Source organism: Faecalibacillus faecis (genome assembly GCF_003024675.1).
GTDB lineage: Bacteria > Bacillota_I > Bacilli_A > Erysipelotrichales > Coprobacillaceae > Faecalibacillus > Faecalibacillus faecis.
Window position 1 is genome coordinate 211,675 of record NZ_PYLP01000001.1, and the last position, 23,648, is coordinate 235,322.

The following is a 23,648-nucleotide window of genomic DNA, read 5'->3' on the forward strand; positions in this document are numbered from 1 at the left end:
ATGTTAGTGTCAATGACAGATTTAACAAAATATAATGGAGAAAAATGTATTCTTGACCATGTCGAGTTACATATAGAAAATAAAGATAAAATTGGAATTTTAGGTGTTAATGGAACAGGAAAATCAACACTTTTAAAGATGATTGCGGGTGTTGAAAATTATCAAGGTAAAATCAGTTATCAAAAAGATATCCATATCAATTATTTACCACAAACACCACACTATGACGAAAATGATAGTGTTATGGAAACAGTCTATAAACAAATTGATACCAAAGATGTTCATGATTTTGAAATTAAAGCACAATTAGGTAAGTTTGGTATTTTAGATGAAAAACAAAAAATTAAGGAATTATCAGGAGGACAACTTAAAAGAGTTGCTTTAGCGATTGCGTTAATAAAACCATGTGATCTCCTTATTTTAGATGAACCGACAAACCATTTAGATAATGGCATGATTGAATATTTAGAAAAGTTTTTAATCAAATGGTCTAAAGGTTTATTAATGGTTACCCATGATCGTTATTTCTTAGAAAGAGTGGTTAATCGTATTATTGAAATAGATCATGGACAAATCTATAAATATGAAGCCAATTATTCAAAATACTTAGAACTTAAACAAGTACGTTTAGAAACACAACTTTCCTCGCAAAGAAAAAGAAAACTCTTTTTAAAGAAAGAATTAGAATGGGTACGTGCAGGAGTACAGGCACGTACAACAAAAAGTAAAGATCGTCTACAAAGGTTTGAAGAGTTATCAAAAGTAAAAGATGTTGAAGTTAATGGAAAAGTAGAAATGATTCATACTTTCTCTAGACTTGGGAAAAAGACAATAGAACTTCATGAAATTTCTAAAAGTTTTGGACAAAAGAAACTCTTTGATGAGTTTTCTTACATGTTTAAACAACATGATCGTATAGGAATCTTAGGCGATAATGGAACAGGAAAATCAACTTTACTTAATATCCTTACAGGAAATTTAAAAAGTGATACGGGATATGTTGAAATAGGAGAAACGGTACGTTTTGGTTATTTTAAACAAGGTTATGATGATCTACCAATGAATAAAAGAGTAATTGATTTTATTCAAGAAATTTCGAATGATTTTAAAGTAGATGGACAGGGACTTTCAGCAAAAGATATGTTAGAAAGATTTTTGTTTGATGCTCGGTTACAACATACACCTATTTCTCGTCTTTCGGGTGGGGAAAGAAGAAGGCTTTATTTATTACGTGTTTTAATGATGATGCCAAATATTTTGGTTTTAGACGAACCAACGAATGATTTAGATATTGATACATTAAACATTTTAGAAGATTATTTAGATAATTTTGAAGGAATCATTATTACAGTGAGTCATGATCGTTATTTCTTGGATCGTATTTGTGATGGATTGTTTATCTTACAAAATCAACATTTAAGATATGTTAATGGGGGCTATAGTCAAAATCTTGATACCTCAACTAAAGAAGAAAAAGAAAAAAGTCAAGGAGCTTTAGCTTATAAACAAAGTAAAAAAAAGAAAATCAAAATGACTTATATGGAAAAGAAAGAATTTGAAGAAATTGAAGATGTCATTATGAATTTAGAAACAAATTTAAATCAAATTGAAGAACAAATGAATGGTGTTACAGACTTTAAAGAAATCGACGAACTTTCTAGACAAAGAGATGACTTACAAAAACAAATCGATGAAAAAAATGAACGTTATATTTATTTATTAGAATTACAGGAACAAATTGACAATCAATAATTGACACTTGTATATACATATAGGATAATAGAATCATGAAAAGGAAGGTTTTAAGGAATGAAAAGATTATTAAGTTGTACAAGTAGTGAAATGTTGAAAATGGATGGACAAGAATTAAAACAAGCCATTCTTGCCAGTGAAGGAAGAACAGTGATGACAGAAACAGTTGTTGCGATTGAACCATTATTAGGAGATCTTACCAATGCAGAACTTGCAGTTTCATTTGGGAGTGATATGGTTTTATTAAACTGTTTTGATTGTAATAACCCAGTAATCAAAGGGTTACCAGAATGTGATAATCCAGTAGAAAAATTAAAAGAAATCGTAGGTCGCCCAATTGGATGTAATCTTGAACCAGTAGATTTAGATGCTGAATTAATGGAAGAAAGACGTGTGATTTCTACAGGTAGACAAGCAAGAAAGGAAACTTATATTAAAGCACAAGAATTAGGATTTAACTTTATTTGTTTAACTGGAAATCCAGGTGTTGGAGTTTCAAATCATTCAATTTGTGAAGCAATTAAAGAAGCTAAAAAATATTTTAAAGGATTAATTATTGCTGGGAAAATGCATGCAGCAGGAATTGATGAGCCAATCGTCGATATGAATAGTATCAAAGATTTTATTGAAGCGGGGGCAGATGTTATTTTAATGCCAGCTGTAAATACGGTTCCAGGTTTATCTGAACAAGAAGTGACAGAAGCATGTCGCTATATTAAAGCTCATGGGGCTTTATCATTAAGTGCTATTGGAACAAGCCAAGAAGGTGCTGATGAAGGAACAATTCGTGAAATTGCTTTATTAAATAAAAGATGTGGTATTGATATCCAACACATTGGGGATGCAGGATTCTGTGGTATTGCTTTACCTGAAAATATTATGGCTTTATCAATTGCGATTCGTGGTAAAAGACATACTTATCATAAAATCGCTTCATCAATTAATAGATAGAATGTCATTTATGGTTGAAAGATGTTATTTAAGTTGTAAATAATGAAAGAACGGTTGATTTATGATAAATTAATCATAGGTCAATCGTTTTTTTATGGAGGTTATTATGAAAAAAGGAATTATTATTGCTATTATCTTATGTTTATTTGGAATGATTTTTTTATCAGGAAGCATCGGCGTTTTTTATGAACCGGTAGAAGTTTTTAATAAAGCTATTGTTGTAGCTATTTTAATTATTGCTTTTATTATTTATTGTCTTTATAGAAAGAATAAGAAAAGAAGATAAGATGGAGAGTGTTAATTGCACTCTCTTTTATGTTATAATAGATAAGGTGATGAACATGAAACATATCTTTATATTAAAACCGAATACCTCAAAAGAATTGATTAGTTGTATTGTTTCTTCAATGCAAGGAAAACGCTATGAATTACGCTATACCAAAGATTTAGATGATGCCAGGAAAATTGCTTTGTCTTATCAAGAGGAAAAAGAGGTTTGTCGTTTGTATGCTATCGGTGGTGATGGCTTTGTTCATAAAGTAGTTAATGGCATGGTTAAGAGTCATCATGAACTAGTCGTAATTCCTCAAGGAACAGGCAATGACTTTGCGCGGAGTATTTATAAGGATTTAGATGCTATCAAAGTTTTTAAAGATTCTCTTAAAAAAGAAGCAAAACCCATTGATGTGATTCAATGTCGTGATGATCTTTATTGCGTGAATGTACTTTGTTGTGGCTTGGATGCAGATGTTGGCAATATCGTTAATACCAATCGAAAGACAACCATTGCGCCACGCATCTTACAATATAGTTTTACGATTTTAGATAAGATCTTTCATTTAAAATTTTATCCAACAGAGATTTATACTTATAATAAAGATATTTATCAAGGAAACGTTCTTATATGTACATTCTGTAACGGACATTATTTTGGTGGAGGATATCAGGCAGGGTATTATTCATCTTTGGATGATGGGATGATTGATATGTCTGTAGTAGGAGAGATTTCTAAAAAAGAATTACCATATTATTTAAAAGGTCTCATTACCAATACGTTACATAAAACAAAGAAATTTCATCATTTTAAAGAAGAAGATGTTTGGGTCAAAACAAGTCAGTATGTCAATATTGATGGAGAAAAATATGATCCAGGAACCTATCATTTAAAATGTATACATAATGCAATTCAATTAGTTTATTAAGGAGATTATTATGGAAATAGATTTAAAAACAGATTCACGAAAAGTAAAACCAGGAGATACTTTTATTGCGATTAGAAATGTTAATCGTGATGGTCATGATTACATTCCTCAAGCAATCAAAAATGGGGCAACAAAAGTCATTGTAGAAGAAGGAAATTATGATGTTGAAACCATTGTTGTTGAAGATACAAGAGCGTATTTAAAGGATTATTTGTACAAACATTATTATCCTTATTTTAAAGATATGAAATTAATAGGAGTTACGGGTACAAATGGAAAAACAACGATTGGGTATATGATGTATCAAATGATGACGATGCTTGATATTCCTTGTGCTTATATGGGAACCATTGGTTTTTACTATTGTGGCAATTTTATCAAGATGGTAAATACAACACCTGATGTAGATGTTCTTTATGAGTATTTTATTAAAGCTAAAGATGCTGGGTGTAAAGTGCTTGTGATGGAAGTTTCTTCCCATGCCCTTGCAAAAGATCGTATTTATGGATTAGAGTTTGATGAAGTCGCTTTTACTAATTTGACACAAGATCATTTGGATTTTCATAAAACATTAGAAAACTATGCCAATGCAAAACAACTTTTATTTAAAAAGACCAGAGGAAAGAAAATTGCGGTTATTAATGGTGATGATCCACATGCCTTACATTTTGAATTAGAGGGTAATCAAAATCTTTTGATTTCTGATCAAAAAGGGGATGTTCTTATTCAAAATATTGAATTTTCACATTTAGGAACCACTTTTACTTTTAAATATCAAGAAAAAGAATATCAAACACATATTCAAATGGTAGGAAGATATAATGTTTATAATTATCTTACCGCAATGCTTTTAATTCATGAATTAGGTTATGAAATCAATACTATTTTAGCTTTAAATACAAAACTCAAAGCGCCTAAAGGTAGAATGGAGTTAATCGTTTGTGGCACAAATGGTATCTTTGTAGATTATGCTCATACCCCTGATGCCACTTTGAATGTTTTAGAAAGTGCACAAGAATTTAAAAAAGGAAAAATTATTACGATTATTGGTTGTGGGGGAGATCGTGATACGACAAAACGACCAATTATGGGTGAAATTGCCTGCAAACACAGTGATCATGTCATTATTACAGACGATAATCCACGAACAGAAGATCCTCAAAAAATTATTAATGATATTTTAAAGGGGGTTAGTGGTGATTATGAAGTCATCAATGATCGTCATCTCGCCATTGCTAAAGGAATGAGTTTATTAAAAGAAAATGATATCTTAATGATTTTAGGAAAAGGTCATGAAGATTATCAAATTATTGGAACAGAAAAGATTCATTTTTCTGATCAAGAAGAAGTAGAAAAATATATAAGGGAGCATACACATGACTAAAATTGCATTTTTTGATGTAGATGGAACCATGATTAATGTGCCTCATCAATTATTAAAACCGACAGATAAGACGATACATGCTTTAAAAGAATTTCAAAAACAAGGAAACTATATTGTTGTAGCAAGTGCTCGTGGCGTTAAACCAGAATGTTTAGATGAAATTCCTTTTGATGGCTTTATTGGATGTGATGGAGGCTATATTGAATTTCATCAAGAAATTTTATTAAATAACGTTTTTACGGTTAAAGATTTAAACTTACAAAATAGTATTTATGAAGCCACCAATGGTCAATATATTATCAATGAAAGAGCAACAAGTTATTTTAGTGATATAGATGGAGAGCTCATCAAAAAACATTTAAAACTTTATAATGGAACAGATAAACTACCTGATGATTATGACGATCATTGGCGTTTTCAAAATATTAAAGCCAATACAGTAACCGCTCTTTTCTATAATGCAAAAGACTTACATGAAGCTTTAGATATGTTACCACAAGAATGGTCTATCAATGCTTATGATACAGGACATATTCGTATGGATGTCCATCCTCAAGGTTACACAAAGGGGACAGCGTGTGAATATTTATATCAAAAATTAAATATTCCTAAAGAAAATACGTATGCTTTTGGTGATGGAGAACATGATATTGAAATGTTTCATCTTGTAGGAACTTCTATTGCGATGGGTAATGCGGATGTTGAAGTTAAAAAACATGCATCTACTGTGACTTTAACAGTAGATGAAGATGGTATTGCTGATTTTTTTGAAAAGGAATTTAAAATCAAATGAGAATTAGAAAAATAAATTTTCAAGAAATAAATTTTGAATATCGTTCTTATCCTCAATCAATGTATGATTCTGTAAGAAGAATAGGACTTTCTTTTCCTGTTAAAGTTGATATTATTGATGGTAAATATTATTGTAAAGATGGACATAAACGTCTTTCTATTATTCAAGATTTATTAAAAAATGAAGAAGGTTATGAAAAAAGAAGGGATGTTCCCTATATTATTTATAATGATGGAAGTTCTAGATCTAATGATTGTTGGCGTGATCGCAACATGCATTAGATCTTTTTCATTTTTTGAAAGCATAAAACGAGAATAAATAAGAGGTATATAATAGATGCGAGGAAGTGATTGATTTGTTATTTAGTAATAGAGATTTAAAAAAACTGATAATACCTTTAATTATTGAACAGGTATTAGCACTGACAATTGGGATTTTTGATACAATGATGGTTTCCCAATGTGGGCAAAGTGCGGTTTCAGGAGTGAGTATTGTTGATGGGTTAAATGTGTTGATTATCAATATCTTTTCGGCACTAGCTACAGGAGGAGCTGTTGTTTGTTCGCAATATATTGGTAAAAAAGATGAAAAGATGGCTTGCCATAGTGCTAAACAGTTATTATTTACCATCTTAGGTTTATCGCTTGTTATTATGGTTTTATGCATGGTTTTCAATGGGAATTTATTGAATTTGATTTTTGGACATATTGAAAGTGATGTGATGGCTTATGCAAGAACTTATTTTTTCTTTTCAGCCTTGTCTTATCCTTTTATTGGTTTATTTAATGGTGGGGCTGCTTTATTTAGATCAATGGGAAATAGTCAAGTGGCTATGACAAATTCATTTTATATGAATATTGGAAATATCGTTTTAAACTATCTTTTTATTTTTATTTTAAATATGTCAGTAAAAGGGGCAGCAATTGCTACTTTACTTTCAAGAATGTTCTGTTCATTTATTATTTTATATATGTTATTAAATAAAGAACATATTGTACATATTGATACGTATTTAAAATATAAGTTTGATTTTTCAACTGTCAAAAGAATCTTAAAAATTGGTATTCCAAATGGTTTAGAAAATGGAATGTTTCAAATGGGAAAAATCCTTGTGCAAAGACTTGTTTCAACTTTTGGAACAGCTGCCATTGCAGCACATGCTGTTGCCTTTAGTTTAACGTCTATTGCCGTTGTTCCAGGAATGGCTTTAGGACTTGCTATTTTAACGGTGGTTGGTCAATGTATAGGGGCTAATGATTATCAACAAGCCAAATATTATACAAAGAAATTGATGATTATTGCTTATATATCAACGATTGTTTCAGCAGGTATTTTACTTGTTGGAGTCCGATATATTTTAAGATTCTATGCTTTACCACAAGCAACAGCTAATTTAGCGGTTTCTATGGTTTCGCTTCATTGTGTTTTTGATTTCATTGTTTGGCCAATGGCATTTTCTTTTCCAAACGCTTTACGTGCAGCCAATGATGCAACTTTTACAATGATTGTTTCTACATTTTCAATGTGGACTTTCCGCTTTGCTTTAAGCTATGTTTTTGCTTTGTATTTACACATGGGTGTCATTGGTGTTTGGTGGGCTATGATTGTTGACTGGATTTTTAGATCAATTTGTTTTATGATTAGATATAAATCCAATAAATGGATGAATAGAACATTAGTATAGGGGAATTGTATGGAAAAAGTAGAATATTATTTTAGAGAAATTTCAAGGATTCCAAGAGGATCTTACAATGAAAAAGCAATTTGTGATTATGTGGAAAACTTTGCAAAAGAAAGAAATATAAAATATGTAAGGGACAAAATGCATAATATCGTGCTTTTTAAAGAAGCAACGGAAGGTTATGAAGAGCATGAAACGGTCATGTTAGAAGGACATATGGATATGGTCTGTGAAAAGAACAATGATAGCGACCATGATTTTTCAAAAGATCCCATTGAACTTATTGAAGAAGATGGTTTTTTACATGCCAATAAAACAACATTAGGAGCGGATGATGGTGTTGGTGTTTGTTATATGCTTGCTTTACTAGATGATAAAAGCTTAAAACATCCAGCTTTAGAATGTGTTTTTACCGTTCAAGAAGAAGTAGGTCTTAATGGAGCGATGGGTCTTGATAAAAGTATTTTAAAAGCGAAAAAGATGATTGGACTTGATAGAGGGAAAGAAAAAATTATTACTGTAAGCTGTTCTGGAGGAAGAAGAGCTGTTGTTGAAAAAGAACTTTCTTATCTAAAAAATGAATCACCTTGTTATCAACTTTATGTGGGTGGCTTACAAGGAGGACATTCAGGAGGCGTTATTCATTTAGAAAGAGGGAACGCTAATATGATTATGACACGTGTCTATTATCATCTTTCTTTAAATAACATTGAATTTTTATTAGGAAGTTTTAAAGGTGGTTTAAAAGATAATGCGATTCCTAGAGAATGTGTCAGTGTCTTTGCTTCAAATGATGATTTTAAAAAAATAAAAGAAGTTGTTTTAAAAGTAGAAAATGATTTAAAAGAAGAATTAAAAGAAAGTGATAAACATATATTTGTTCATTTAGAAAAAGTAGATTCTTTAAATAAAGTGATTTCAGTTAAAGAAAGCCAAGATCTTATTTCGATGATGTATTTAATGCCTAATGGTTTTATGCATAAATCTTTTAAAATGGATCTTACCAATGTTTCTTTAAATATGGGTGTGGTGGAAATGAATGAAAAATTCAATATTTATTTTTCAATTCGTTCTCCAATGGAATCGGCCAAAGATGAATTATCAAATAAATTGAGTTTAATTGCATCAATGTTTAAGGCAAAATATGTTTTAGATAATAACTATCCAGGATGGAATTATGATGAAAGTTCAAAACTTAGAAAACAATATGTTGATTTTGTTAAAGAAACAGAAGGAATCACTTTAAAAGAAGAAGGGACACATAGTGGTCTTGAAACAGGTATTTTCAAAGGGGCACTTCAAGATTTAGATATTATTACTTTAGGTCCAGATATGTTTGATATTCATACACCTGATGAAAGATTAAATATGAATTCATTTTATAAATGTTATCAAAGATTAATTCATTTTTTAGAGAGATTATAAAATGTTAGAACTTATTAAAGTAAAATATGATCAAGATATCAAAAATCAATTAGAAAAAAGATTTATTGCTTTTGACGTAGAAACAACTGGTTTGAATCCAAAAGAGGAAAGAATTATTGAATTAGGAGCTGTTCTTTTTGAAAATGGACAAGCTGTTCAAAAATTTAATACACTTGTTAATGCAGAAGTAGAAGTTTCTGAGTTTATTTCTAATTTAACACATATTACTAATGAAATGTTAGAAAACCAACCAAGAGAAGAAAAAGCGTATAAAATGTTTCAAGAGTTTATGAAAGAAGCACTTCAAGGAGAAGTTCTTGTTTGTGCGCATAATGCTCAATTTGATATGTCTTTTTTAAAAGAAACCTTTGATCGACTTCAATTAACAGGAAAAATCTGTTATGTAGATACCTTGCAATTGTCAAGAAAGTATATTCATGGACCTTATAATTATAAACAAGGAACGATTGCTCATTATTTACATATCAAGAATGAAAATGCGCATCGTGCTTATGATGATGCTTATGTTTGTGGACAAATATTAAATCATATAGTAAAAGGAAGTTTTTAATAAACTTCCTTTTAATGTACAATTTCATTAAGTAAATTAACGGCAGCCATGGCATCTTTTGTATAGTAATCGGCATGAATATCTTGAGCGATATCTTCTGTTAATACAGCACCGCCAACAAAGATTGGACACATATTTTCTTCTTGTTTTAATAAAGTAATTGTTTCTTCCATTGAAACAACTGTTGTTGTCATTAAAGCTGAAAGACCAATAGCTTTAGGATGATGCTTATGATAGGCTTCTAAAACGACCTTTGCAGGCACATCTTTTCCTAAATCAATGACTTGATAACCGTAACTTTCTAAAACAACTTTTACAATATTTTTCCCAATATCATGGATATCACCATGGACAGTCGCAATTAAAACAGGACCTTTAGAAGATTTCGTTGTTTTAAATGTTTGTTTGATCACATCAAATGCAATTTTGCTTGCTTCTGCTGATTGGATCAATTGAGGTAAAAAGATTTTACCAGTTTCATAATCCTTCCCAATTTGATCAAGAGCAGGAATTAAAATTTCATTAACAATGGCTAGACCATCTTGACTTTTTAAAGCTGTTTCTGTTGCTTTTTTTACTTCATCTTTTAAACCGTGTAAGACAACATCGTTTAAAGAAAAGGATGTTGTTTGTTTTGGTAAAACAACTTGACTTTGTGCTTGCTTTTGAATGTAGTTTGTAGCGTCTCGGTCATAATTGTAAAGTACATTAAAGGCATCAATTGTGTTCATCAGTTCTTGATCTAATGGATTGATAATTGGTAAATCAAGTCCTGCCGACATGGCCATTGCTAAGAATGTTTTATTAAGTAAAGGACGATTTGGTAAACCAAAAGAAACGTTACTTACTCCTAAAACAGTATGAACACCCAATGTTTTAACCATAGAAACAGCTTTGACTGTTTCCATAACTTCTTTTTGTTGGGCAGAAGCGGTTAAAACAAGACAGTCAATAATAATGTCTTTTTTATCAATGCCATATTCTTTTGCTTTATTAATGATTTTTTTAGCGATTTCAAATCTTTGCTCAGCCTTTGGAGGAATGCCATTTTCATCTAAGGCTAAACCAATGACAACACCACCATATTTTTTTACGACAGGGAAGACGGCTTCCATAGTTTCATCTTTACCATTGACAGAGTTAATAAGCGGTTTTCCATTATAATAACGACAAGCTTCTTCAATTGCGTGGAAATTAGAACTATCAATTTGTAAAGGAAGTTGAATAACTTCTTGTAATAATTTAATAACATGTTTCATTACTTTTGGTTCATCAATACCAGGTAAACCGACATTGACATCTAAAACATGAGCTCCTGCTTGTTCTTGCTTAATAGCTTCTACAACAAGTTCATCATAACGTTCTTCTTTTAAAGCCACTTTTAATTTCTTCTTTCCTGTTGGATTTAAACGTTCTCCACAAACAACAACATGTTTTCCAAATTCAACAGTTGTTGTTCCTGAAGAGACTCGTGTCAATAAAGAAACTTCTCTTTGGGTTACTGTTGCTGGACAGTTTTCTTTTAATTTTTGAATGAATTCAGGTGTTGTTCCACAACATCCACCAACGATGGCGATTCCTTTTTTAACAAGGGGAACAATCGCATCAATAAATTCATCTGCTTTCATTGGATAAACGGTTTGTCCATCTTCTAAAAGAGGAAGACCTGCATTTGGTTGAATCATAACAGGAAAAGAGGTACTTTCTAAAATGCTTTCAATAATTGGAGCCATTTCATTTGGTCCTAAAGAACAGTTGATCCCTAAAGCATCCACTTTTAATCCTTCTAAGACATTGACCATTGTAAGAGGATCACATCCTGATAAACTACGACCATTTGTTTCAAAGGTCATCGTCGCAAAAATAGGAAGATCACTACATTCTTTAACGGCTAAAATACTTGCTTTTAATTCATAAATATCTGTCATTGTTTCAAATAAAACAACATCAATATCCTCTTTTACAAGTTCTACCATTTGTTTAACGCTTTGATAAACTTCATCAAAAGTCAAAGTTCCCATAGGTTCCATAAGTTTACCAATAGGTCCAATATCTAAAGCAATATAAGCATCAGGTTTGATTTTTTTAGCTTCTTTTGCATTTTGAATAGCCGCTAAAATCACTTCTTGATAACTATATTTATGTTGCTCTAATTTAAGAGGATTTGCGCCAAATGTATTTGTGGTAATAAAATCAGCTCCCGCTTTTAAATAACGATGATGAATATCAATAATCGTTTCAGGATGTTCAATATTATAATATTCTGGGATTTCGCCAGCTTTCATTCCCAGTTCTTGAAGTTGGGAACCAAAACCACCATCAAAAATAAGAAGATCTTTATTTAATCTTTTGCGTAACATGTTTGACCTCTCTTTCTAAAATTACAATCTTTTATATGTAAACAATTCTGACATGTTTTTTCTTTTCTGTTATCACCTAAACCAATCAAACCAATCATTGATTTTTGTGGTAATAAAATATTACTTTCTTGGACAGTCAAACCAATTTTTTTAGAACTTTCGATAATGAATGCAAGCTCTTTATTGAGTTCAATAGGGACACGACCATAACCTGGACAAAAACGAAACGTTCTTTTACCAATCAGTTGTTCATCTTCATATTCATTACATTTCACTTCTAAAAAACTACTTGCGACAGCATCAAAAATCGTCGCTTTGGTCATGTCAATATGACTATAATAATGAGATCTTTTTTCTACCTGTAACCCTAAAGTACAGCCAATAATAATAAGTTCATGACAATTTTGAAATAAATCATTCAGCTCTGGATAATTGAGATTTAAAGAAATTTCATCTATTCTTAAAGGATGAAAAGAAAGAGGAAATTTACGATAAGTTGCTCTAAAAGAACTCATTTTTTCAATTTCCTCTATACATTCATCAATCAAATTGTTTAATTTTTCATCAAGTGTTTGATGATGATATCCTAAATACTTTAAAGCATTTTCTTTAATCTTTGAAAAATTCATCACGAATATATTCCGTTCTCTTTAAAATTTCTTTCGCAATCTCTGGTTTATTCATTGTATAAATATGAATTCCATCTACACCATGAGTCATTAAATCAATGATTTGATACGTTGCATAATGAAGTCCAACTTCTTTTCCCGCTTTAGGATTTCCAGCAAAACGATCAATCATGGCTGCTAGATCAAATGGAACAGAACAGTTTGACATTTTTGCAATATTTCTTAATTGTTTGGGATTATGAGCTGGCATAATCCCTGCAAGAATAGGAACATTAATTCCAATTTTTCTTGCTTCTCTTACAAGACGATAATAATATTGATTGTCATAAAAAATTTGTGTGACAAGATATTTTGCGCCAGCATCTACTTTTTTCTTTAGATTTAAAAGATCTTCATCAAAGTTTCGTGCTTCGTAATGTGTTTCTGGATAACATCCGCCAGATAAACAAAAATCATTTGGAAAGTTTTCTTCAATATAGCTATTTAATTCACTGGCATACTTAAAATCTCCATGATTAATGCCATCACCATCTTTAGGATAATCCCCTCGTAAAGAAAGGACATTTTCGATGCTATTTTCTTTAAGTTCAGTTAAAATATCTTTAATTTCTTCTTTTGTATTATTCATACAAGTAAGATGTGCTACCGATTCAATCCCGTATTTGTTTTTAATAGTAGAAGCAATTTTACAGGTATTTTTAGAGGTAGAACCATTAGCTCCATAAGTGACAGATATAAAATCAGGATTCATTTTTGCTAGTTCATCAATGGTTGCATAAATAGATGTAATATCGTTTTCATTATTTTTTGGTGGAAAAATCTCAAAAGATAATGTTGGTCTTTTCTTTAATAATTCATTAATTTTCATATATTTCCCTCACTTTGTTTACTATTATATAGAGAATAGAAGAGAGAGTAAATGAATAAATGAAAGAAGTTGGGTATAGTTTTAAACTATTATGACTTCTTTTCATTAATAAGTGCTTCGGCAATATTGGTAAGCGAATGGCTTAAAGAAGAAAGACTGGCAACAAGTAAAAAGAAATCTTCTTGATTTTCGATTTGTAAGTTAAAATCTTCAAGAATTTGTTGAATGAGTTTTTGAAGTTGGTGGTTCATTACTTGTTTGATATCTATGAAATGATCATAAAGTAAAGATAAATCTGTATCACTTTCATAAATAGGAGTAAGGAGTTCTTTGATTTCTTGAATCGAAAGATTGTTTTTAAGTTGATAAATAATCAACATTTGAATGATTTGTTCCTTTGTATATTTCTTTCCTTTAACAGGGGTAATGACTTTTGCCTTAGAATAGTTATTGATCATGGTTTTTGTAAGAAGCTTATCTTCTTCATTTTTTTTATTATTTGCTAGATGGGTTTCAAAAAGAGTCATAATTTGATCCATATAGAGATCTAAATCAGGAATATCTTTTGAAACAAGAGAACTTTTTTGACTTTCTTTTTCTATAATGTTTTCAAGTAATTCTTTATTCATGTTTTCACCTCTATGTTATTGTATAAGGAATACACTTTCTTTTCAATACAAACTATATAAAATGGTATTTAATACTATATACCTAGAAAAATCTTACTAGGATTTTAAAAAGCTTTATTGTATAATGTCTTTGGTGATTAGATGAAAAATGTAAGTAAGAAAAATTGGGTATTATATATTGTAACTTTTTTAGTGGTTGTTATTGGTGATCAACTTACCAAAATTTTTGTTTCTTCTTCGATGAAACTAGGACAATCACAAACAATTATTGATAATTTCTTTTATTATACTTATTCGCACAATCAAGGTGCTGCATGGGGGATTTTATCAGGACATATTAGTTTATTTGTAGTATTTTCTTTAGGAGCAGCGATATTTATGTTTTATTATTTTAATAAGACAACAAAGGCGCAAAGACTTACACGTTATGGGATTGTTTTAACGTTTGCAGGATTGGTTGGCAATTTAACGGATCGACTTTATTTAGGGTATGTAAGAGATTTTATTGATTTTATTATTTTTGGTTATGATTTTCCTATTTTCAATATTGCGGATATGGCCGTTGTAATTGGAGTAGGATTGATAATTTTAGAGATTGTATTTGAGGATTATATAGATGGAAAAAAGAAAATTAGAAATTAATGAAGAAAATGTACGTTTAGATAAATTTGTGATGCAAGAAATGCCCAATTTATCAAGAACCCTTATTCAAGAATATATTAAAGAAGGACATATTCTTGTAAATGGTAAAAATGAAAAAGCAAGTTATAAAATTAAAATGAATGATGATATCGAAGTAACCATTCCTGATAATAAGGATATGGATGTTTTGCCAGAAGATATTCCTTTAGATATTGTTTATGAAGATCAAGATGTGATTGTGATCAATAAACCTTCAGGGATGATTGTTCATCCAAGTGCTGGTATTTATAGTGGCACTTTAGTGAATGCGCTTCTTTATCACTGTAAAGATTTATCGGGTATTAATGGTGTCAATCGTCCTGGTATTGTTCATCGCATCGATAAAGAAACCAGTGGTTTATTGATGGTAGCTAAAAATGATAAAGCGCATCAATCATTAAGTGAACAATTAAAAGAACATAGTGTGACACGTCGTTATGTGGCGTTGGTTCATGGAGTGATTCCTCATACCCATGGAAAAGTCAATGCACCAATTGGCCGTGATGTTAATGATCGTCAAAAAATGTCGGTCACAAAAAACAATAGTAAAGAAGCGATTACGAATTTTACAGTTTTAGAAAGATATAAAGACATGTCTTTAATTGAATGTCGTTTAGAAACAGGAAGAACACATCAAATTAGGGTGCATATGTCTTATATTGGTTATCCAGTTTATGGAGATCCAAAATATGGTAAGAAAAAAGATGATCAAAGTCACGGACAATTCTTACATGCTAAAAAATTAGGTTTTATTCATCCAACAACAGGGGAATATTTAGAGTTTGAATGTCCATTACCTGATTATTTTCAAGCAAAACTTGATGAATTGAAAGGAGAATAAGATGTCTAAAAAAATTATTTCTTGGCAACAATATTTTATGGGAGTGGCAAAGCTTTCAGCCCATCGTTCTAAAGATCCCAATACACAAGTAGGTGCTTGTATTGTTTCTCCAGAAAATAAAATTGTGGGAGTTGGCTACAATGGATTACCATGGGGATGTGAAGATGATAAATTTCCTTGGCAAGCAAGAGAAGGGGATTTATATGATACAAAATATCCATATGTTGTTCATGCTGAATTGAACGCTATTTTAAATAGTATTGGTGATTTAAAAGGATGTACGATTTATGTTTCTTTATTTCCTTGTCATGAATGTGTCAAAGCCATCATTCAAAGTGGAATTAAAGAAATTATTTATGAAGATGAAAAATATAAAGGAACAGACAGTGATCGTGCTGCAAAACGTATGTTAGATGCGGCAGGGGTCAAATATACAAAAATTCCTGCTTTTGAATTGAATAGTTTGTAAAAGAAAAGACCTTCCTAGGAAGGTCTTAAATTACATCTTTAATACGTTTGTAATTTGTCATATTTGTTTTTGTTACTTTAAGCAACATTTTTTTACCATATTTTTGTGCAATTGTTATAGCAACATGATCTACGACAGAACTTGTATTACCTCTTGGTAATTTCATTTTTAAACTACGTGACATGTTATTAAAATATTGGTAAAAGGCGTATTTCGAAAGAATAGACGAACACATAATTGCAAGGTATTGTTCTTCTCCTTTTTGTTCAAATGATAAATCTTTTACAACGATTACTTCATTTTTTAAATAATTATAATACGTTTTAGGTGAAACAAATTGATTTACGACTTTTTTATCAATTTTCATTGCAACTTTTTGCATTACATTTGTAACGGCTTGATTATAAAGTTTTGCTTTGATGTTTGCAAGATTATGTCCTGCCGCGGCCATTTGATTATAGTGAGAATTATCAAGAATCAATAAACTATAAACAAGTCGATCTTTGATTTCTCTAGCAATATCAATAACTTCTTGTGGAGTCATGAGTTTAGGGTCGCGAATATTTAAACTCATCAACCAATCATAATCACGTTCATCGATATAACATGCAACAACACAAAGAGGTCCAAAAAAGTCACCAGAACCTGTTTCATCACAACCAATATGAGATAAAGGATAATAATTCTTTTCTCCAGTAGATGAACCAGCTTCAGTTACAGGGGCGTACTTTTCAACATGCATATCGATAATATTCATTAGTTTGTTATTATTTGCTACATTCATGTCATTTCTTTCCTCCTACCATATATACCAATTATAACATATTTTTCATTTTTTGACACTATATTTTTGTTTTGATACAATTATTGCGAGGTGATTTTGTGAATCCAATGACTTTGGATCTTGTTATTGTACTGTTCCTTATTATATATACAATTATGGGATATATAAGAGGATTTATAATAAGACTTTATGACTTTTTTACGTTATTTTTCTCACTTTTTTTGGCATTTAATTTCTCTATGCCACTTTCTAAGTTATGGACACTCTATTCTTTAGAAGGATTACTTGCTCCTCTTGGTGAGAAAATGAATCAAATACTTATTTTTGTGATTATTTTTTTTATTACAAAATTTTTATTTCAATTATTAGGAACGCTTTTAAAACCTTTTTTAAAGAAGATTGTTTCTTTATTAAAAATGACACGTTTTTTTGATGGATTACTAGGAAGTATTCTTTCAATTATTCAAGGGGTAATCCTTGTTTATCTGGCTTTATCAATGATTTTTATTCCTTTTATTAAAGATAGTAAGAAAACAATTCAAGAAAGTAGGGTTGCTTCTTTTATTATGGAAACCATGCCGGATTATTATTCATCGTTTATTGAATACGATCAACTTGACCAATTAACTTCTTTTGATTTATCATTACCAAATGAAAAACAAGCAGAAATTGTGACGGATTTTATCGAACAAGCAGATCAAAATCAATGGTTAGAAAAAGAAACGATTAAACAATTTATTCAAGATTATTATAGTGAATTAGCTAAAGATGATTTAAGTGAAGAAGATTATCAAAAATTACAAGATCTTTGTCAAAACTATCAAATAGATATTAAAAGTATATTAAAGGGGGAATAGCTTTGAAAAAATATTATGAAACATTAGAATTTTCCATGATACAAAAAGCAATCAAAAACTATTGTTTTAGTGAAATGGCTAAACATCAAGTAGATGCTTTAAAACCTTATCATGATTTAGATGATTTAAAACTTTATCAAGATGATGTTTTCCATGCTATGACAATTATTTATGCTTATGGAAGAATTCCTCTTGCACCTTATGAAGATATTGAAGAAATCATTCAAAAGGCACAAAAGGGAGGCGTTTGTTATCCTCAAGATTTTTTAAAAATTATTCAAATATTAAAAAATGTTTTAGAAATACAAAATTATTTAGAAAATGATATTGAAAAAAGTCATTTAGTAGAAACAATGGAACTTTTCTATTTACCTAAGGATTTATATAATGAAATTCAAAAATGTATTGATCCTTCTGGAAATATCTATGATCATGCAAGTCCAGAACTTTATCGTTTAAGAAGACAAATCAATGCGATTGAAGTCAATATGCGAAAGAAAATAGAAGCATTGAAACTACAAAATAAAGATTATCTTTCGCATGATGTCATTTCAACTAGAAATGATCATTTTGTTTTACCAGTCAATGTTTCTTATAAAAATCAAGTTAAAGGAATTCAACATGGACATTCTTCTTCAGGAAGAACAACCTATGTTGAACCAGAAGCCATTGTGGCTTATAACAATCAATTAGCGCAAGTTAAACAAGATGAACAAATCGAAATTCATCGTATTTTATTAGAACTTACGAAGAAAGTAAAAAGCTATGATCGAGTTTTAAAAGAAAATTTAGAAATCATGATTGATGTCGATGTTATTTTTGCAATTGGTGAATATGGTAAGAAGTTAGACATGGTTTTACCAATTGTTGATGAAGATTTTCAAGGAATTGAAATGTTGAAAGCAAGACATCCTTTGATTGATCAAAATAAAATTATCGCTAATGATATTGTTTTAAAGAAACCACAAGACATTTTGCTTATTAGTGGAAGTAATACCGGTGGGAAAACAGTAGCGTTAAAAACGGCAGGATTACTTTCTTTAATGGCAATTTGTGGTTTACCTATTCCTGTTAAAGAAGCGAAAGTACCTTTATTTGATGAAATCTTTGTGGATGTTGGAGATGAACAATCTATTGAACAATCTCTTTCAACTTTTTCATCTCATATGAAACGTCTTGTCGCAATTACTCAAGAGGCATCTAAAAAAAGTTTAGTCATTATTGATGAAATTTGTTCAGGAACAGATCCTCATGAAGGTGAAAGCCTTGCTCAAGCTATCTTAACATATTTACATGAAAAAGGAGCTTATGTATTAGCGTCAACACACTATAGTGCTTTAAAAGAATATGCGAAAGAATCGGATTATATTAAGATTGCATCGGTTGAATTTGACCAAGAAAAAATGAAACCAACCTATCGATTAATTGATGGAAGTGTTGGGAATTCTTATGCGATTGAAATCTCTAAACATCTAGGTTTGAATCAACAAATTATCGATCATGCAGCATTTTTAAAAAGTGAAAGCATGACAACATCACAAAAATTATTAGAAAAACTACAAACAGAAATGGAAGCTCTTCGCCAACAAAAAGAAGAATTAGATAAGTTACAAATAGAAGTCCAAAATAAAGAAAAACATTATCAACAACTTTTAGATAATTATCAATCAAGAAAAGAAAGAATGATTGAAAAAGCACAAGATGAAGCAAATGATTTACTAAAACAAGCACAAGATAAAGCGGATGTTATTCTAAAAGAACTTCAGGGACAAATGAAACCTCATCAAGTCATTCAAGCTAAAAAACAATTAGATGATTTAAAATATCAAAAGAAAACACAAGAAAATCATGAAGATCATGATTATAAAATAGGTGATATTGTTAAAGTCTTAGCGGTCAATCGTCAAGGAGAAATTATTGATATTAATAAAAAAGGACTATTGACAATTTCTATGGGTGGCTTAAAATTAAATGCTAAAAAACCAGAAGTTCAATTTATGCATGAAAAAGTACCCGAAAAGAAAGAAACATCGAATATTCGATCTTTACGTAAAGCAACAAAGCAAAGTTTTGAACTTAATATTATAGGAATGCGTTATGAAGAAGCAATGATTGCTGTTGATAAATTTATTGATAATGCGCTTGTTTCTAATTATTCCATGGTGCGTATTATTCATGGTATGGGAACGGGTGCTTTAAGAAAAGGTGTACGTAAACTACTGGATAAAAATAAATATGTAAAATCTTATCAAGATGGAGGACCAAATGAAGGTGGTCTAGGGGCTACTTTGGTGTATTTTGAATAATGGATATTAAATATGATGTTAAATATATAAAAGATAAATTATCGCTTTTACCTATGCAACCAGGTTGTTATTTAATGAAAGATAAAGAGGGTACGGTTATTTATGTAGGAAAAGCAAAAAAATTAAAGAATCGAGTTTCTTCTTATTTTGCGGGAATTCATAATTACAAGACAACAAAACTTGTTCAAGAAATTGTTGATTTTGAATATATTGTCACAGATAGTGAAAAAGAAGCGCTTTTATTAGAAATTAATCTGATTAAAGATTATGCACCTAAATACAATATTAGTTTTATGGATAATAAATATTATCCATATATCCAACTCACAAAAGAAAGACATCCACGATTAAAAATAGTAAGAAACGCTAAAGAAAAAAAACATAAACACTTTGGACCTTTTCCAGATGGCACAGCTGCCAGAGAAACGTATAAACTTTTAAATCGATTATATCCTCTTAGAAAATGTAATCATATTCCTAAAAAAACATGTCTTTATTATCAATTGAATCAATGTTTAGGACCTTGTGTAAATGAAGTAAGTGAAGAAAAATATAAAAAAATCACCAAACAAATTACACAATTTATTCAAGGAGATACCAAAGAAATCATTGATGATTTACAAGATAAAATGATGCAAGCTTCAGAAATATTAAACTTTGAATTAGCAAAAGAATATCGTGATTTAATTCATTATATTCACCATGTAACCAGCAAACAACATGTTCAATTTTCAGATCAAATCGATCGTGATATTTTTGGCTATTATCAAGATAAAGGCTATCTTTCTTTACAGCTTTTCTTTATGCGAAATGGAAAGTTATTAGCAAGAGACTTAAATCTTGTCCCTTTACAAGATGCAAATGAACAAATTACGCAATTTATTGTTGGTTTTTATCAAGAAAATACGTATCCTAAAGAAATTCTTTTACCGGAGGATTTAGATACAACGTTATTAGAAGAAATTTTAGAATGTAAGATTGTGAAACCACAAAAAGGACAAAAAGCTAAACTTATTGAAATGGCAACCAATAATGCAAAAGAAGCGCTTGAAAAGAAATTTTTATTGATTGAAAAAAATCAAAAGGCAACCATTGGTGCCATTCATCAACTAGGTGAAAAATTAAATATGGTGACACCACGAAGAATTGAACTTTTCGATAACTCTAACATTCAAGGAGCCTATGCTGTAGCGGGTATGGTGTGCTTTGTTGACGGAGTCCCTTCTAAAAAGGATTATCGTAAATTTAAAATAAAAACGGTGGAAGGTCCTGATGATTATGGCAGCATGAAAGAGGTTATTTATCGTCGATATTATCGCGTTTTGGTAGAAGGGCTAAAGAAACCTGATTTGATTATTGTCGATGGTGGTAAAGGACAAATTAAAGTTGCTAAAGAAGTAATTGATAGCTTAAATATTGGTATTAAAGTTTGTGGTCTAGCTAAAGATGATCATCATTCTACCGCAGTTTTAATAGATAGTGATTTTAATGAAATTAATATTGATAAAAAAAGTGAACTCTTTTTCTTGCTTACACGAATGCAAGACGAAGTTCATCGCTATGCGATTTCTTTTCATAAAAATGTACGTTCAAAATCTTTATTCCAATCTATTTTAGATGATGTGGAAGGAATTGGACCAAAACGTAAAAAAGAACTTTTAAAACATTTTGGTTCGGTAAAAAAATTAAAAGAAGCTACAATTGAACAATTAGAAGAAGTGCTTCCTAAAGAAGTGGCAAAAAATTTATTTACAGTTTTACAAAACACCAAATAGAAGAGATTTCATATACTACTATTAAGGAAGTGGAATATGAATATTATTTTAACACCAAGAGAAAAAGAGATTTTTCATTTATTAGTTCAAAATTATTCAACAAGAGATATTGCTAAGAAGTTAAATATTAGCGAAAAAACAGTTAGAAATCATATTTCAAATGTGATTCAAAAATTAGGTGTTGAATCACGAATACAAGCTGTTTTTGAATTGATTAAGTTAAAGGAATTGCAGCTTTAGCGAATTCCTTTATTTTTTTTCTATAATTCTATATAATAGGGATGGTGATTGAGATGAAATTAAGAAGATGGCATCTTTATGCTTATGCGAGTTTATGTTTTATACTTGCGTTTACAACCTTAAATTTAAAATATGATCGCTTTTATCGAGTTAATGGTATTAATAATGATAATCGAGCTTTGATAGAACAATATTTAGATGATGAAGAACAAGATTATTTAATTGATCATGGAATTGCGGTTGATGAATTTATTGACTATATTACCTATGATCAGTTTCATCTACAATATTTTCAATATTATAATGAATTAAAAGAAGCTAAAAAATATGCATCTGTGACAGATCTTTTAAATGATGTTAATAGTGTTGTTGATCGTTTAACGGTTGAATTTGGTTCACAAGCGGGGAACTATTTTCGTACATTGATTAAAAATGATTTGTTTTATGCATATCAAAAAAGTACGTATTTTGATTTTGATAATGTGCGTTATTATCAATTATTAAGAACGCTTTATAATGATGATGACTATAGTTATATTGTTTTAACAAATAATTATGTAACGACTTTAGATACTGAAAAAGAAGATACATATAAACTTTTTAAGGAAATGGTTTCGAATTATGATAGTCAAGGACTTTATATTTTGATGAATACAGAATTAAAGCCAAATGCTTCAAGACTTTATAAGATAGATGCATTAAGTCAAGTTATTAATGATCAAACATTTATTGGTGGTTATGAATCAAAACATATGAAGATGATCGAAAATGTTTCACGTCTTTCTTATTCAATGTATTTAAATGAAGATGCTTGTAATGCTTTAAAGGAAATGTATGATGCTCTTTATAAAGATTTAAAGAAAAGATTTTTAGTAACAAAGGCTTATACAAGTTATGATGTACTTAATTTAGAAGAAGAGGCTTCAAAAGCGGGATATAGTGAATATCAATTAGGAACGGTTGTTTCTTTAAAAGTGAATGGGCTTAAAGATGAAGAATTTGAAACAACAGATGTTTATCAATGGCTATTAGGACATAGTTATGAATATGGCTATATTCTTCGCTATCCTCATGACAAAGTAGCGCTTACACAAAATGATAGTTGTAATATTTTTAGATATGTAGGCAAAGAAAATGCGTTAAAAATGCATAATCAAAATATATGTCTAGAAGAACTTACAAATTCGTATTGACATTTTAAACAAAATAAATATACTGAAAGAGAATTAAATAGATATCGGTAGGTGAGGTTACCGCAGGGATTGGGAAATCCTAAGATTACTGCCGCAAAATTGTGGAGACACAATGCGCTGGTTAGCAGATGAAGTCGCGAAGGCTTTGTTTAATGTAATTGATATGCCCTGTGATACTAAAGCTTGAACGGATGGAAGAAGTTAGAACATCACTCAAGCAGTGATGTTTTTTTATTAAAAGGAGGTGAGCTATATGG

23 protein-coding genes and 1 riboswitch are annotated in these 23,648 nt (G+C 30.1%); of the genes, 18 read left to right on the plus strand and 5 right to left on the minus strand.

The genetic code is table 11. The features are described 5' to 3' along the window. The 10 genes from C7U55_RS01125 (at position 1) to C7U55_RS01170 (ending at position 9,759) form a co-directional block, all read left to right on the plus strand. Positions 1-1,752, plus strand: coding sequence for an ABC-F family ATP-binding cassette domain-containing protein (locus tag C7U55_RS01125; protein ID WP_106986974.1), 1,752 nt, complete (start codon positions 1-3; stop codon positions 1,750-1,752). A gap of 57 nt (positions 1,753-1,809) precedes the next feature. After that, entirely contained in the window at positions 1,810-2,703 is an 894-nt protein-coding gene (locus C7U55_RS01130) for a DUF7916 family protein (RefSeq protein ID WP_048923275.1), read from the plus strand. Positions 2,704-2,809: 106 nt separating this feature from the next. Continuing rightward, a complete protein-coding gene (locus C7U55_RS01135) occupies positions 2,810-2,989 on the plus strand; it encodes a hypothetical protein (RefSeq protein WP_106986975.1) in 180 nt (59 codons plus the stop codon). A 55-nt stretch (positions 2,990-3,044) separates the two neighbouring features. Continuing rightward, complete coding sequence (locus tag C7U55_RS01140; RefSeq protein WP_162297385.1) at positions 3,045-3,905, plus strand: diacylglycerol/lipid kinase family protein; 861 nt, start codon at positions 3,045-3,047, stop codon at positions 3,903-3,905. A gap of 10 nt (positions 3,906-3,915) precedes the next feature. Next, complete coding sequence (locus tag C7U55_RS01145; RefSeq protein ID WP_106986977.1) at positions 3,916-5,289, plus strand: UDP-N-acetylmuramoyl-L-alanyl-D-glutamate--2,6-diaminopimelate ligase; 1,374 nt, start codon at positions 3,916-3,918, stop codon at positions 5,287-5,289. Next, positions 5,282-6,082, plus strand: a complete 801-nt coding sequence (locus tag C7U55_RS01150) for a Cof-type HAD-IIB family hydrolase (RefSeq protein ID WP_106986978.1) — start codon at positions 5,282-5,284, stop codon at positions 6,080-6,082. Before C7U55_RS01145 ends, C7U55_RS01150 begins: the two co-directional genes overlap by 8 nt. Continuing rightward, entirely contained in the window at positions 6,079-6,363 is a 285-nt protein-coding gene (locus tag C7U55_RS01155; protein ID WP_106986979.1) for a hypothetical protein, read from the plus strand. Before C7U55_RS01150 ends, C7U55_RS01155 begins: the two co-directional genes overlap by 4 nt. A 65-nt stretch (positions 6,364-6,428) precedes the next feature. After that, on the plus strand, positions 6,429-7,766 hold the full coding sequence (locus tag C7U55_RS01160) for an MATE family efflux transporter (protein WP_318025900.1): 1,338 nt from the start codon (positions 6,429-6,431) through the stop codon (positions 7,764-7,766). Positions 7,767-7,775: 9 nt separating this feature from the next. Beyond that, positions 7,776-9,188: a beta-Ala-His dipeptidase gene (pepD, locus tag C7U55_RS01165; RefSeq protein ID WP_106986981.1), complete on the plus strand. Its 1,413-nt coding sequence runs from the start codon at positions 7,776-7,778 to the stop codon at positions 9,186-9,188. Between the two features lies 1 nt (position 9,189). Further along, positions 9,190-9,759, plus strand: a complete 570-nt coding sequence (locus tag C7U55_RS01170; RefSeq protein WP_106986982.1) for a 3'-5' exonuclease — start codon at positions 9,190-9,192, stop codon at positions 9,757-9,759. 11 nt (positions 9,760-9,770) lie between these two features. Here C7U55_RS01170 and C7U55_RS01175 read toward each other — a convergent pair whose 3' ends face one another. The 4 genes from C7U55_RS01175 to C7U55_RS01190 all read right to left on the minus strand — a co-directional run bounded on the left by C7U55_RS01175 (position 9,771) and on the right by C7U55_RS01190 (position 14,245). Beyond that, positions 9,771-12,119 carry a homocysteine S-methyltransferase family protein gene (locus C7U55_RS01175; protein WP_106986983.1) on the minus strand — a complete coding sequence of 783 codons (2,349 nt, stop codon included), beginning with the start codon at positions 12,117-12,119 and terminating at the stop codon, positions 9,771-9,773. After that, the gene (locus C7U55_RS01180; RefSeq protein ID WP_106986984.1) at positions 12,101-12,748 is read right to left on the minus strand and encodes a vitamin B12 dependent methionine synthase; all 648 of its coding nucleotides are present in this window, start codon (positions 12,746-12,748) and stop codon (positions 12,101-12,103) included. The genes C7U55_RS01175 and C7U55_RS01180 overlap by 19 nt, the downstream gene beginning before the upstream one ends. Next, a complete protein-coding gene (gene metF, locus C7U55_RS01185) occupies positions 12,729-13,616 on the minus strand; it encodes a methylenetetrahydrofolate reductase [NAD(P)H] (RefSeq protein WP_106986985.1) in 888 nt (295 codons plus the stop codon). The genes C7U55_RS01180 and metF overlap by 20 nt, the downstream gene beginning before the upstream one ends. Positions 13,617-13,705: 89 nt before the next feature. Further along, on the minus strand, positions 13,706-14,245 hold the full coding sequence (locus C7U55_RS01190) for a DUF1836 domain-containing protein (protein ID WP_106986986.1): 540 nt from the start codon (positions 14,243-14,245) through the stop codon (positions 13,706-13,708). Positions 14,246-14,386: 141 nt separating this feature from the next. Between C7U55_RS01190 and lspA the strand changes: the two genes are divergently transcribed. From lspA to C7U55_RS01205, 3 genes are read left to right on the plus strand one after another with little or no spacing between them, the layout of a single operon-like run. Continuing rightward, positions 14,387-14,887 carry a signal peptidase II gene (gene lspA, locus C7U55_RS01195; RefSeq protein ID WP_106986987.1) on the plus strand — a complete coding sequence of 167 codons (501 nt, stop codon included), beginning with the start codon at positions 14,387-14,389 and terminating at the stop codon, positions 14,885-14,887. Continuing rightward, positions 14,862-15,767, plus strand: a complete 906-nt coding sequence (locus tag C7U55_RS01200) for an RluA family pseudouridine synthase (protein WP_106986988.1) — start codon at positions 14,862-14,864, stop codon at positions 15,765-15,767. The genes lspA and C7U55_RS01200 overlap by 26 nt, the downstream gene beginning before the upstream one ends. A gap of 1 nt (position 15,768) precedes the next feature. Next, positions 15,769-16,236, plus strand: coding sequence for a deoxycytidylate deaminase (locus C7U55_RS01205; protein WP_048923255.1), 468 nt, complete (start codon positions 15,769-15,771; stop codon positions 16,234-16,236). A gap of 25 nt (positions 16,237-16,261) precedes the next feature. Here the strand turns inward: C7U55_RS01205 and rnhC are convergent, their stop codons facing one another. Beyond that, positions 16,262-17,020, minus strand: a complete 759-nt coding sequence (gene rnhC, locus C7U55_RS01210) for a ribonuclease HIII (protein ID WP_106986989.1) — start codon at positions 17,018-17,020, stop codon at positions 16,262-16,264. A 107-nt stretch (positions 17,021-17,127) separates the two neighbouring features. Here rnhC and C7U55_RS01215 point away from each other — a divergent pair, with 107 nt between their 5' ends. The 5 genes from C7U55_RS01215 to C7U55_RS01235 are packed head-to-tail and all read left to right on the plus strand — an operon-like array spanning position 17,128 to position 23,391. After that, complete coding sequence (locus C7U55_RS01215) at positions 17,128-17,877, plus strand: CvpA family protein (protein WP_230324208.1); 750 nt, start codon at positions 17,128-17,130, stop codon at positions 17,875-17,877. A gap of 2 nt (positions 17,878-17,879) precedes the next feature. Further along, positions 17,880-20,183: an endonuclease MutS2 gene (locus tag C7U55_RS01220; RefSeq protein ID WP_106986991.1), complete on the plus strand. Its 2,304-nt coding sequence runs from the start codon at positions 17,880-17,882 to the stop codon at positions 20,181-20,183. Further along, positions 20,183-21,958, plus strand: a complete 1,776-nt coding sequence (gene uvrC / locus C7U55_RS01225; RefSeq protein WP_106986992.1) for an excinuclease ABC subunit UvrC — start codon at positions 20,183-20,185, stop codon at positions 21,956-21,958. The genes C7U55_RS01220 and uvrC overlap by 1 nt, the downstream gene beginning before the upstream one ends. 36 nt (positions 21,959-21,994) lie before the next feature. Then, entirely contained in the window at positions 21,995-22,198 is a 204-nt protein-coding gene (locus tag C7U55_RS01230) for a helix-turn-helix domain-containing protein (protein WP_048923250.1), read from the plus strand. 53 nt (positions 22,199-22,251) lie between these two features. Next, entirely contained in the window at positions 22,252-23,391 is a 1,140-nt protein-coding gene (locus C7U55_RS01235) for a D-alanyl-D-alanine carboxypeptidase family protein (protein WP_106986993.1), read from the plus strand. Positions 23,392-23,427: 36 nt separating this feature from the next. Continuing rightward, a riboswitch (M-box (ykoK) riboswitch) is annotated at positions 23,428-23,594 on the plus strand. The last annotated feature ends 54 nt before the right edge of the window (positions 23,595-23,648 follow it).